The organism is Martelella sp. FLE1502 (assembly GCF_053484255.1).
Genome location: NZ_JBAKFQ010000012.1, coordinates 19241 through 29848 on the forward strand (window position 1 = coordinate 19241; position 10608 = coordinate 29848).

The following is a 10608-nucleotide window of genomic DNA, read 5'->3' on the forward strand; positions in this document are numbered from 1 at the left end:
GGCTGAACGACATGACCGCTGATCGTATCCTGGGGGGAGCCGTCGCGCTGTTCGGCGTCTTCCTCCTCCTCTGGGGCATCCCCGAAAACGTCAGGTCGGTGCCGGGGATATTCGTGTATCCAAACCCGGCGCTTTTTCCGCAGATCGCCGCCGTGCTGCTGACGGCGCTCGGCCTCATGCAGATGGTCTTCACCAAGACGAATGCGGATGTGCCGAGCCTTGCCAGGCTCGCGCTGTTTCTGGCGGTGGCCGGCGCAACGCTGGTGGCTATGGTGGGCATCAGAGCCTTTGGCTACCTGCCCGTCGCCATCGCGCTGATGGTTCTGATCTGCCTCATCACCGGCGAAAGACGGCCGCTCTGGCTTGCCACCGTGGTCGTTGGCCTGCCGGTGGGAACATGGCTGTTTTTCGAACAGATACTGAGCCGCCCCTTACCCTGACTGGAGCCGTCGATGCCTGACCTGAGTATCATCCTGGCCGGAATGACGGACGTCTTTACCGTCTCCACGCTTGTCTACATCGCCCTTGGCGTTCTGGTGGGGCAGATCGTGGGCGCGATCCCCGGTCTCAGCATCCTGATGGCGCTCGCCATCGCCATCCCGCTGACCTATGCCCTCGACACGCTGACGGCGATCGCCTTCCTGATCTCCGTCAACAAGGGCGGTACTGTTGGCGGCGCGGTCCCCGCCATTCTCCTCAATACGCCCGGCACGCCGGAAAGCGCGGCCACCGCGCTCGACGGTCACCCGATGGCGAAGAAGGGACTTGGCGGCAAGGCGATGAAATACTCGCTCTATTACTCCGTCTCCGGGGACGTGTTCTCGGACCTCATCCTGATCACCGTCTCGGCTCCGCTGGCGGTGGTAGCGCTGAAAATGGGTCCGATCGAGATCACCGCGCTGATGATCCTGGCCTTCTCCGTCATCGTTGGCTTGGTCGGGGAATCGATGATCAAGGGCATGATCGCGGTCGCCTTCGGCTGCCTCCTGGCCTCGGCCGGTATCGATCCCTCCACGGGCTCCGGCCGGTTCACTTTCGGCAATGTCGAGATGCTCGACGGGCTGCCGCTGACCGCGCTTGCGGTCGGAATGCTGGCGCTGAGCGAGATCTTCGTGCGGCTCTCCGACCGCGCGCCGTCCGGTCCGAACGCAGGCAAGCAGGCGACCGTCACCGACAAGACGCTGGAATTTGCCGACCGCGGAGATCAGAAACTCACCTTCGCGGAGTTCTGGGCAAACCGGGTCGTCGCCTTCCGGGCGATGGTGCTCGGCACGGTGATCGGCGCGATCCCCGGGCTCGGCTCCACGACGGCGGGCTTCCTGAGCTATTCGATCACCAAGCAGGCCGCCAGAGACCCCGAAAAGCTCGGCACCGGCGATCCGCGCGGGATCGCGGCCTCGGAGGCGGCGAACTCCGCGGTTGTCGGCGCCAACCTCATTCCGCTTTTGACGCTCGGCATTCCCGGCAATATCGCGGCCGCGCTGCTGGTCTCGGCGTTCATCATTCACGGCGTTCAGCCGGGTCCGCTTCTGTTCCAGAACCAGGGGCAGCTCATCTATGGCCTTTTCGCGGCGATGCTGATCGCCAACCTGTTCAATCTCGGCATCGGTCAGTTCGGCATGCGGTTCTGGGCCTTCGTCGTTGGCGCTCCGGCGTCGGTGATCTATGCGAGCGCGCTGCTGATGTGCGCGACCGGCATGTTCTTCGCCACCGGAAGCACGCTCGGCATCGTCATCATGGTTGTGGCGGCCATCGTCGGCTGGGGCATGCGGATCTACGGTTATTCGATCATCGCCTTCATCGTCGCCTTCGTGCTGACGCCGATGCTGGAGCGCTCGATCAACCAGACGATCCTGCTGACCAATGGCGACTGGTCGATATTGTTGAAGCACCCGATCGCGATCGCGCTGTTTATCATGGCGATCGTCTCGATCCTCTATCTCGGCCGGCGCAAGCGCCTGCCCGAGGCGTCGGTGGGCTGATTCCGGCCTTGCCCCGTTGCTGTCTGGTATAATTTTCAGATGATAGAGCCGGGCCGGAATTATCCAGTCGCTCTGCAAGCCTCAATATTCGCCGTCGTCGCCGTCCGCCTTCGATTCGTCCTCGGCGACGGGGATGGCGTAGGAGCCGGTGAGCCAGCGCGACAGGTCGAGCTCGCGGCAGCGATTGCTGCAGAACGGGTAGTCCTCGCGGGTGGAGGGGCGTCCGCATTCGGGGCATTTGCGCGGTTTGCGCAGCGGTTCCACGCTTGCCTTGGTGGTCATGTCCATTCTCCTGCGATATCGAAGCCGCGGCCGGAAAGCAGCATCGCGGTCTCGTAAAGCGGCAGGCCGATCACGGCGGAATGCGAGCCGACGATCCGGCTGATGAAGGCCGCTGCCGGGCCCTGGATGGCGTAGCCGCCGGCCTTGCCATCCCAATCGCGCGAGGCGAGATAGGCCGCCATTTCCTGTCTCGAAAGATGCTTGAAGCTGACGCGGGTTTCCACGACCCGCTCCTTGTGGCCGCTTTCGCCGACCGGGTGAACGCAGAGCCCGGTATAGACCCTGTGCCCGCGTCCCGATAGCAACGCCAGACAAGCCCTCGCCTCTTCTTCCGTCTCCGCCTTCGGCAGCACCCGCCGACCGACGGCCACCACCGTATCCGCCGCGATCACCAGTGCGCCGCGCCATTCGGCATCATCGGCGAGCGCCTGACAGACGGCCTCCGCCTTCTGGCGTGCGAGCCGGCCGGCAAGCTGGCGCGGCGTTTCCTTCGCAAGCGGGGTTTCGTCGATATCGGCGGGATGAACGCGATCGGGCGTCACGCCGATCTGGGCGAGAAGCTCTACCCTGCGCGGTGACGCCGATGCCAGCACGAGTTTGGGGTTCTTTGCGGTCAAGCCGGATCCTCGGCGTCGGCGCTTTTACTTGAAGCGGTAGGTGATGCGGCCCTTGGTCAGGTCATAGGGGGTCATCTCGACCAGGACCTTGTCGCCGGCCAGAACGCGGATGCGGTTCTTGCGCATGCGGCCGGCGGTGTGGGCGATGATTTCGTGCTCGTTCTCGAGCTTGACCCGGAAAGTCGCGTTCGGCAGAAGCTCGACGACGACGCCCGGAAATTCAAGTACTTCTTCTTTTGCCATGTATGTTGTTTCTTTTCCTTGTTGCGTTGCCGGAAGACCGGTCAAAACGCCACGACCCCGCTGGGGCTTACCGCCGGCGGGGAAGTGCCAGTTTCATTGGGTTGCAGCCCTGGCGCAGCGGGTAAACGCGCGGAGAACTGCGGGATTTGCGGCGGAACCTACACAATAGTTCGCCGTTTGTGAACCTTGTTTGCTTGTATGAACGCTTTTTGTTCCGTCCAGCATGCAATGCCTGCGCCGCGCCGATCAGCCGCGCCAGTAGAGCACGCAAAATAGGGTGAACAGCCGCCGGGCGGTGTCGAAATCCATTTCGATCTTGCCCTTCAGCCGGTCCTGCAGCGTTTGCGAGCCCTCGTTGTGGACGCCGCGCCTGCCCATGTCGATCGCCTCGATCTTGGCGGGGGAGGCGGATTTGATGGCTTCGTAATAGCTGTCGCAGATCATGAAATAGTCCTTCACGATCCGCCGGAACGGCGTCAGCGACAGGATATGGGTCGCGACCTTCTCGCCGTTTTCGAGCGTGATGTCGAACACCAGCCGTTTTTCGATGATCGACAGCGTCAGCTTGTAGGGCCCGCCTGCGTGGCCGACCGGCTTGAAGTGATTTTCCTCCAGGAGGTCGAAGATCGCGACCGCGCGTTCGTGCTCGACATCGGGCGAGGCCCGGCCGATGCTCTCGTCGAGTTCGACATCGCTCAGCCTGAATTCGCCCTCGCTCATTGCTAGTCCTTGCGGTTGAGGCGGATGGATACCGATCGTCCGTGGGCGGACAACCCCTCGCATTCTGCAAGCTCAATGGCCGCCGGCGCAAGCGCATTCAGCTGCTCGGGGCCAAGTTTCAGGATCGAGGTGCGTTTCATGAAGTCCAGCACCGACAGGCCGGAGGAAAACCGGGCGGAGCGGGCCGTCGGCAGAACATGGTTGGAACCGCCGACATAGTCCCCGATCGCCTCGGGCGTGTGATGGCCGGCGAAGATGGCGCCGGCATTGCGCACATGCGGGATCAGCGCGTCGGGGTCATCGACGGCAAGCTCGAGATGTTCCGGCGCGATGCGGTTGGCGATCGGCATGGCGGCTTGAAGATCCGGCACGGTGATGATTGCGCCGAAATCGCGCCAGCTCGCACCCGCGATCTCCGCGCGGGGGAGGGTCTTCAACTGCCGTTCCACGGCCTCCTCCACGGCACGGCCCAGCGCCGCGTCGGTGGTGATCAGGATCGCCTGCGCGCCGCTGTCATGTTCTGCTTGGGCCAGAAGGTCGGCCGCGATCCAGTCGGGGTTGTTTTCGCCATCGGCGATCACCAGCACTTCGGAGGGGCCGGCGATCATGTCAATGCCAACCGTGCCGAACACGGCGCGCTTTGCGGCCGCCACATAGGCATTGCCGGGACCGACGATCTTGGAGACCGGCGCGATTGTTTCGGTGCCATAGGCAAGGGCGGCGACCGCCTGCGCGCCGCCGATGCGGTAGATTTCGGTCACGCCCGCGATCTTCGCGGCGGCTAGCACGGCCGGATTGACAGCGCCCTTCATCGCCGGCACCACCATGACGATGCGCTCCACGCCCGCGACCTTCGCAGGCACGGCGTTCATCAGCACAGAGCTTGGATAGCTCGCCGTGCCGCCCGGTACGTAAAGCCCGACCGCCTCTACCGCCGTCCAGCGGTGGCCGAGGCCGACGCCGATATCGTCCTCGTAGAAATCGTCCTTCGGCAATTGCCGTGCGTGGTGGCTGCGGATACGCTTTTCGGCAAGCGTCAGCGCTTCGATCACCTTGGGATCGACGGCGGCATAGGCGGCGTCGATCTCGTCAGCGCCGACCCGCATCGGGGTGACGGCGAAGTCGATGGTGTCGAACCGGGCCGAATAATCGGCAAGCGCTGCGTCTCCCTCTGTGCGCACGCGGGCGAGGATCGTATCGACGACGTCGGAGACATCTTTCGAGACCTCGCGTTTCATCGAAAGCAGGTCCTTGAAGGCGCTCTCGAAACCATCATCCGCCGCGTTCAGCCAGATCGCCATATTTGCCTCGGTCACTCAATTGAAGAAAGGGTCAGCGGAAGGGGTCAGCGGGGGTGGTGGGGTCTGGCGCGAGCTTCCCAGCTACCGGAGAGATCGCTCATCAGCGCCTCGATGCATTCGACATCGGCGACGATCTCGCCGCCGCCCGACAAGTTCAGCACGATCGAACCTTCCGGGCCTTCGCCGGCCTTTTCGAACTGGATCGACAGCAGGTTGTTGACCGCGTCGCGGGCATCGCGTTCAAGCCCGATGCTGCGCACCGCCGTGACCCGCTTGAACACCAGCGCCGCGCGCCGCCGTTCGGGCTTCTTGAAGAAGCCGCGCTTCTTTTCCCAGACGAAACGGTTGGTGAGAAGCTGAAGCTGTGCCGCGACCTTCGAGAATGTCACATCGGGCGAGAGAAAGACGGCGTCCTGCATATGCGCCGAAATCACCGCGAGGTCTTCCTCGTCCAGCGCCATAAGCTTCAGGGGATCGGTCGTCATTGCATAAATTCCCGGCGGTTGCTGTTTACACCGAGATAGAGCCAAGGGAGGGATTTCGCAACCGCAAGACCCCGCCCTTGGACCAGTTTATCCGGCTCAGTCGGAAATCCGCTCGATTTCCGCGCCGCAATTGGTGAGCTTTTCTTCCAGACGCTCGAAACCGCGGTCGAGATGGTAGACGCGCGAGACATTGGTTTCGCCCTTGGCGGCAAGGCCGGCAATGACCAGCGAAACGGAAGCGCGCAGATCGGTCGCCATCACCGGCGCGCCGTGCAGCTCCTTGACGCCGCGAATGGTCGCGGTCTGGCCGGACAGCGCGATATCGGCGCCAAGGCGGGCAAGCTCCTGCACATGCATGAACCGGTTTTCGAAAATCGTTTCGACGATCCGCGCCGTACCCTTGGCGCGGGTCATCAGTCCCATGAACTGCGCCTGCAGGTCGGTCGGAAAGCCCGGATAGGGTTCGGTGGTGATGTCGACCGGACGGATATCATCGCCATGGCCAACGATATGGATGCCGGTTTCGGTGGTGGTGATTTCCGCGCCGGCAGCACTCAGCGCGGCAAGCGCTGCGGAAAGCAGCTTGGCGTCGGTGTTTTCAAGCGTGACCTCGCCGCCGGTCATGGCGACCGCCATGGCATAGGTGCCGGTCTCGATCCGGTCCGGCAGCACGGTGTGGCGCGCGCCGGAAAGCGAGGTGACGCCCTCGATGGTGATCGTGGTCGTGCCCGCGCCCTCGATCTTCGCGCCCATGGCCTTCAGGCAGTTGGCGAGATCGATGATTTCCGGTTCGCGCGCGGCGTTTTCCAGCACGGTCGTGCCGTTGGCGAGCGTTGCGGCCATCATCAGCGTGTGGGTGGCGCCGACCGAGACCTTGGGGAACACATAGCGCCCGCCCGTCAGCCCGCCCTTCGGCGCTTTCGCCTCGACATAACCGCTGTCGATTTCGATCTCCGCGCCCATCGCCTTCAGGCCCTCGATAAAGAGGTCGACCGGGCGGGTGCCGATGGCGCAGCCGCCGGGCAGCGAAACCCGGGCCACGCCCTCCCGCGCCAGAAGCGGACCGATGACCCAGAAAGAGGCACGCATCTTGCGCACGAGTTCATAGGAGGCCGTGGTGTCGGTAATCGTTGGGCAGGAGAAGTGAATGGTGCGGGCATAGCCGTCGCCCTGGCGCTCGCGCCGGCCCTTGACCGAGATATCGACGCCGTGGCTGCCGAGAATGCGCATCAGCGATTCGACATCGGCCAGATGCGGCACGTTCTCCAGCGTCAGCGTGTCGCTGGTGAGCAGCGAGGCGATCATCAGAGGCAGGGCGGCGTTCTTCGCGCCGGAGATGGGGATGACGCCCTTGAGCGGGTTGCCGCCGACGACTCTGATTCTATCCATATGATGTCAATCCGGGGCAGGCCCGGCCTCTCCTTGAAGCTATGGGGCGTCGCATTAGACGAAACGGCCCGTATGATCAATCGCATTGGTTGACAAGTCGTTGCCGAAACCGGCGGATTCGCGCGCGATCGAGATTAAGATGCGATAAGAACCACAGGGACCGGCCAAAAATGGCGAGGGCGTGGCGGGAAGGCCCAAAAACACCGTCTTCGAAACGGCGGAATCAATCGTCGCCGTTTTCCCGCTGGCCCGCGGCCGGCAGGCCGTCGGTCTCGTCGGCAGCGCCCTTGCGGCGCGCGCGCGACTGCTGCTTGCGCCGCATCAGGTTTTCCCTGAGCTTCTGCGCCGCGCGTGCCTTGCGTTCTTCGGCGGCGCGCTCGGATGCTTTCTTGCTCGGCTTGTCGTCCATGGCTGTCATCGTTTCGGCAAAACGGTTGGGATCGGAAAGAATTATCCTGAAGCGTCTTGCACTCGAAGTCGAGCTATGGCAATAGGCCGCTTGCCTGCACCGGACCGGTGCCGGAAACCTTCCGCAAGTCGGAAATACGTGCTGCCGTAGCTCAGGGGTAGAGCACTCCCTTGGTAAGGGAGAGGTCGAGAGTTCAAATCTCTCCGGCAGCACCAGTCACTTCTTCTCATTGTATCTTTCGACAAAAGCCGTGCAACGCCCACGCCGCTGGCTTTCTGCATCGATGCGCGGCAGTTTTCTGTTCTAATTCCGGAGCCCTGCGTTTTTTGCATAGGCGCAATGCTCAAACGTCTCTGTTCGCGTTCGGATCAATCGATTATATCCCGGATCAAGACGAATTGATGAGCGTCAATCAGACGCTGCCGAACGAAGGAGAATGACAATGGGTGTTACGCGCACTTTCAACAACTGGATGAAGTACCGCCAGACTGTTGCCGAGCTTGACCGCATGTCGACCCGCGAGCTCTCCGATCTCGGCATCAGCCGTCAGGACATCCGTCGGGTTGCCCGCAAGGCTTCCTTCTGACACGACAAAATTCGGAATTCGTGGGGCATCCTCCTCCTCCTCCCAAATGCCCCTCGATAGGTCGGTGATCCTCCTCCTCCTCCCAAATCACCGGCCAACCAAAATGACGCTCACCGGATCCTCCTCCCCCGGTGAGCGTTATTTTTTTGTCTTCCGGTCTGCGTCGTGATCGATCCGCATTCCTCTTGCGTACCGGAAATCTCAAGCCTTGCATCCAGCGCATAGGACTTTTGCTTTTGCCTATCTGCCAGGCACCCGTTGAAACGCCTATATCGGAATTGTCGAAAGACAGGGATGCGCCGCAAGGAATGCGGCGCCAGAGACCTTCAAACGAAGGGAGATAGACATGAGCATGGCACGTAGCTTCAACAGCTGGATGAAATACCGTCAGACCGTCAGCGAGCTCAATCGCATGAACAGCCGCGAGCTGGCCGATCTCGGTATCAACCGCGAAGACATTCGTAACATTGCCCGCAAAGCGGTCAAGTAAGCGTCAGCGGTTCAGCCGCCCCAAGCCGGCGGCACATTTTCCCATACGCCCTCTGCCCATCCTCCCGGGCAGGGGGCGTTTCTTTTTCGGGCTGATCGTATTTGCTGCGCGGTCCAAGACCGATACGCGCGGAGGTGTTCCCGCCGCGCTTGCTCGCGTCAACCGTACCGAAATTTAAAAAATTAGCGTATTGCCGAGCGCGGCAATGTCGCGTAACAAAGCGGCTATCGAATTTGTTTGTTAAGTTACGTCTGCGCGAAAGCGCCCAGAACGATCTTCTATCAAAGTCGAGCAAATGCATGATGTAGATCATGTGATCTTTGAACGCACGATTTGAAAGGAAATCGTTATGAGCGTCGGAACCGTAAAATTCTTCAATTCCACCAAGGGCTATGGCTTCATCGAGCCGGAAGACGGCAGCAAGGACGTATTCGTTCACATCTCCGCCGTTGAGCGCTCCGGCATGACCACGCTTTCGGAAGGCCAGAAGGTCAATTTCGAAGTTGTCGCCGACCGCCGCACCGGCAAGAGCGCCGCTGAAAACCTCAGCGCCGCCTGATTGGCGAAAGCCATCGGCTGATACAATAAACCCTCCGAGGCATCGCTTCGGAGGGTTTTTGTTTGTCAGGCGTCTTGAGGCCTATTTGTCCGCGCCCAGTTCGGTCGCGGTCTCATAGCCTTCCATCTCGATCGTCTTGATGTCGGCGGCGTCGAGATCCTGGGCCTTCAGATCGACAAAGCGGATGCTGCTGCTGTCATAGGTACGGAAATAGAAGCGCTGCTTATCCAGGTCGTTGGCCGTCGTCCACTGGGTATAATCCTGATGCACCTTGCCGTCGGCGCCCGTTTCGCGGATCGCGCCCTTCGGAATGTCGAAATTGTTCAGGATATGGAACGCCTGGAAGACGTCGTCCTCGCTGGTCGCGCCCTGGTTCACGCCGGTCTGGAACAACGCCGCGCGCACGAAACGCGAGGGCGACGTGAAGTCACCCGGAACGCCCAGCATGCCCGTGCCTTCGCCAAAGCCGGTGATCTTGACGTTGCCGAACTGCTTGGGCGGTACGTTTTCGAAGCTCAGATTGACGTAGTTCTTCAGATTGGTCATGTGCCAGTCGAAGGGCGGGTTGTTGGTGATCACGCCAAGGTCGTTGTCGTGAATGTTCAGCTCGCCGTCGACATATTCGACGACAATGGTGTTGCCGGCGGCGTCGGTGATCACATAATGCAGCGGCAGAACGATGCCGAAATGCTCGAAGGTGACCGGCGCGACCGTGATATCGGAAAGCGCTGCCTTCGCCTCCTCGACCGTCGCGAAATTGTCGAGGATGTAGGAGCCGAGCTGCCACGGCGCCAACGTGCTGTCCTGTACGTCGGAGGAATAAGGCTGATAGCCGGCCGACTGGCTGAAATAGAAGATCCCGATCGAAAGGCCCTTTTCGTTGAAGCCGTCGATGATCACGGGCATGTCGACGCCATTGGTGCCGACGCTTGCATATTTCGAGGTCCAGGTCAGGCCGGGCTTGCCATCCGGGGTTTCGCCGACGCGTTCGAAATTGCGCGGCGAGACGATCACGTTGGACTGAAGGTCGACGCCGAATTCCATCGTCCGCGCGCGCACGACCGAGCCGTCCTTGGCCATCAGCGTGATGCCGGTGCAGGCGTCAGCGGTCGAGGCAAGCAGCATAGTCGAAGCCAGCGCACCCGCCGTAAATCGGATGCACTTGGAAAGTTTTGTTTTGAACATGGTCTTTCTCCGGTGTTTCGGTCTCGGCCCTGTGTGTCGCCGGTCTCGGTTTCACAGGCGTTCTGGCGCGCAATGGCCGATGTAGCCGGGCTAGCAGATACCGGATTGCGCGTCTGCACACGTTAACGGAGAGCAGCGGGTCGCTGGCGCAATTCTCAAGGAATTATGCAGTATAAACAATCGTTTGTGGGCTGGATGGCGGCATCAACGGTCCCTGCAGACACCAAAAAAAGTCTGACGCCTTCGAACGCGGGGGGGGGGGGCGCCCCCCCCGCGCGTGGGTTTTTATCCCCACCACAAACCCCGTCTTTCAGGCGCGCCGCCCCCCCCTCCTTGTAGAGCCCAAAAAAAACGCTCTCA

15 protein-coding genes and 1 tRNA gene are annotated in these 10608 nt (G+C 61.6%); 6 read left to right on the forward strand and 10 right to left on the reverse strand.

Features of this window, described 5'->3' with window-relative positions:
- Positions 1–11: 11 nt before the first annotated feature.
- A complete protein-coding gene (locus V6767_RS11930; RefSeq protein WP_448473703.1) occupies positions 12–440 on the forward strand; it encodes a tripartite tricarboxylate transporter TctB family protein in 429 nt (142 codons plus the stop codon).
- 12 nt (positions 441–452) lie between these two features.
- Complete coding sequence (locus tag V6767_RS11935; RefSeq protein WP_448473704.1) at positions 453–1982, forward strand: tripartite tricarboxylate transporter permease; 1530 nt, start codon at positions 453–455, stop codon at positions 1980–1982.
- An 81-nt stretch (positions 1983–2063) separates the two neighbouring features.
- Here V6767_RS11935 and yacG read toward each other — a convergent pair whose 3' ends face one another.
- The 8 genes from yacG to V6767_RS11975 form a co-directional block, all read right to left on the reverse strand.
- Positions 2064–2264 carry a DNA gyrase inhibitor YacG gene (gene yacG, locus V6767_RS11940; RefSeq protein WP_448433077.1) on the reverse strand — a complete coding sequence of 67 codons (201 nt, stop codon included), beginning with the start codon at positions 2262–2264 and terminating at the stop codon, positions 2064–2066.
- Positions 2261–2881, reverse strand: coding sequence for a Maf family nucleotide pyrophosphatase (locus V6767_RS11945; protein ID WP_448473705.1), 621 nt, complete (start codon positions 2879–2881; stop codon positions 2261–2263). Before V6767_RS11945 ends, yacG begins: the two co-directional genes overlap by 4 nt.
- Positions 2882–2905: 24 nt before the next feature.
- Positions 2906–3124, reverse strand: coding sequence for a translation initiation factor IF-1 (gene infA / locus V6767_RS11950; RefSeq protein WP_018067566.1), 219 nt, complete (start codon positions 3122–3124; stop codon positions 2906–2908).
- A 246-nt stretch (positions 3125–3370) separates the two neighbouring features.
- Complete coding sequence (locus V6767_RS11955) at positions 3371–3844, reverse strand: UPF0262 family protein (protein WP_018067565.1); 474 nt, start codon at positions 3842–3844, stop codon at positions 3371–3373.
- A gap of 2 nt (positions 3845–3846) precedes the next feature.
- Entirely contained in the window at positions 3847–5145 is a 1299-nt protein-coding gene (gene hisD / locus V6767_RS11960) for a histidinol dehydrogenase (RefSeq protein WP_448473706.1), read from the reverse strand.
- A 44-nt stretch (positions 5146–5189) separates the two neighbouring features.
- A complete protein-coding gene (locus V6767_RS11965; protein WP_448473707.1) occupies positions 5190–5630 on the reverse strand; it encodes a DUF2948 family protein in 441 nt (146 codons plus the stop codon).
- Positions 5631–5726: 96 nt separating this feature from the next.
- On the reverse strand, positions 5727–7019 hold the full coding sequence (gene murA / locus V6767_RS11970; RefSeq protein ID WP_448473708.1) for a UDP-N-acetylglucosamine 1-carboxyvinyltransferase: 1293 nt from the start codon (positions 7017–7019) through the stop codon (positions 5727–5729).
- Between the two features lie 223 nt (positions 7020–7242).
- Positions 7243–7428 (reverse strand): hypothetical protein, encoded by a 186-nt coding sequence (locus tag V6767_RS11975; protein WP_448433083.1) that lies wholly within the window; start codon positions 7426–7428, stop codon positions 7243–7245.
- A 140-nt stretch (positions 7429–7568) separates the two neighbouring features.
- Here V6767_RS11975 and V6767_RS11980 point away from each other — a divergent pair.
- The 3 genes from V6767_RS11980 to V6767_RS11990 all read left to right on the forward strand — a co-directional run bounded on the left by V6767_RS11980 (position 7569) and on the right by V6767_RS11990 (position 8504).
- Positions 7569–7643, forward strand: a tRNA-Thr gene (locus tag V6767_RS11980).
- A 227-nt stretch (positions 7644–7870) separates the two neighbouring features.
- A complete protein-coding gene (locus V6767_RS11985; RefSeq protein WP_230719442.1) occupies positions 7871–8014 on the forward strand; it encodes a DUF1127 domain-containing protein in 144 nt (47 codons plus the stop codon).
- A 346-nt stretch (positions 8015–8360) separates the two neighbouring features.
- Positions 8361–8504: a DUF1127 domain-containing protein gene (locus V6767_RS11990; RefSeq protein WP_018067559.1), complete on the forward strand. Its 144-nt coding sequence runs from the start codon at positions 8361–8363 to the stop codon at positions 8502–8504.
- On the opposite strand, the gene V6767_RS11995 is transcribed toward V6767_RS11990, so the two are convergent.
- On the reverse strand, positions 8497–8817 hold the full coding sequence (locus tag V6767_RS11995) for a hypothetical protein (protein WP_448473709.1): 321 nt from the start codon (positions 8815–8817) through the stop codon (positions 8497–8499). The genes V6767_RS11990 and V6767_RS11995 overlap by 8 nt on opposite strands.
- A 36-nt stretch (positions 8818–8853) precedes the next feature.
- On the opposite strand from V6767_RS11995, the gene V6767_RS12000 reads away from it, so the two are divergent.
- On the forward strand, positions 8854–9063 hold the full coding sequence (locus V6767_RS12000; protein WP_018067558.1) for a cold-shock protein: 210 nt from the start codon (positions 8854–8856) through the stop codon (positions 9061–9063).
- A gap of 81 nt (positions 9064–9144) precedes the next feature.
- Here V6767_RS12000 and V6767_RS12005 read toward each other — a convergent pair whose 3' ends face one another.
- Complete coding sequence (locus tag V6767_RS12005) at positions 9145–10248, reverse strand: linear amide C-N hydrolase (protein WP_448473710.1); 1104 nt, start codon at positions 10246–10248, stop codon at positions 9145–9147.
- Between the last annotated feature and the right edge of the window lie 360 nt (positions 10249–10608).

Bases quoted from the DNA above. Each gene is read 5' to 3' on its own strand.
- infA (WP_018067566.1), bottom strand. From the start codon at position 3,124: ATGGCAAAAGAAGAAGTACTTGAATTTCCGGGCGTCGTCGTCGAGCTT.
- V6767_RS11965 (WP_448473707.1), bottom strand. From the start codon at position 5,630: ATGACGACCGATCCCCTGAAGCTTATGGCGCTGGACGAGGAAGACCTC.
- V6767_RS11975 (WP_448433083.1), bottom strand. From the start codon at position 7,428: ATGGACGACAAGCCGAGCAAGAAAGCATCCGAGCGCGCCGCCGAAGAA.
- V6767_RS11955 (WP_018067565.1), bottom strand. From the start codon at position 3,844: ATGAGCGAGGGCGAATTCAGGCTGAGCGATGTCGAACTCGACGAGAGC.
- murA (WP_448473708.1), bottom strand. From the start codon at position 7,019: ATGGATAGAATCAGAGTCGTCGGCGGCAACCCGCTCAAGGGCGTCATC.
- V6767_RS11995 (WP_448473709.1), bottom strand. From the start codon at position 8,817: ATGATCTACATCATGCATTTGCTCGACTTTGATAGAAGATCGTTCTGG.
- V6767_RS12005 (WP_448473710.1), bottom strand. From the start codon at position 10,248: ATGTTCAAAACAAAACTTTCCAAGTGCATCCGATTTACGGCGGGTGCG.
- V6767_RS11930 (WP_448473703.1), top strand. From the start codon at position 12: ATGACCGCTGATCGTATCCTGGGGGGAGCCGTCGCGCTGTTCGGCGTC.
- V6767_RS11990 (WP_018067559.1), top strand. From the start codon at position 8,361: ATGAGCATGGCACGTAGCTTCAACAGCTGGATGAAATACCGTCAGACC.
- yacG (WP_448433077.1), bottom strand. From the start codon at position 2,264: ATGACCACCAAGGCAAGCGTGGAACCGCTGCGCAAACCGCGCAAATGC.
- hisD (WP_448473706.1), bottom strand. From the start codon at position 5,145: ATGGCGATCTGGCTGAACGCGGCGGATGATGGTTTCGAGAGCGCCTTC.
- V6767_RS12000 (WP_018067558.1), top strand. From the start codon at position 8,854: ATGAGCGTCGGAACCGTAAAATTCTTCAATTCCACCAAGGGCTATGGC.
- V6767_RS11985 (WP_230719442.1), top strand. From the start codon at position 7,871: ATGGGTGTTACGCGCACTTTCAACAACTGGATGAAGTACCGCCAGACT.
- V6767_RS11935 (WP_448473704.1), top strand. From the start codon at position 453: ATGCCTGACCTGAGTATCATCCTGGCCGGAATGACGGACGTCTTTACC.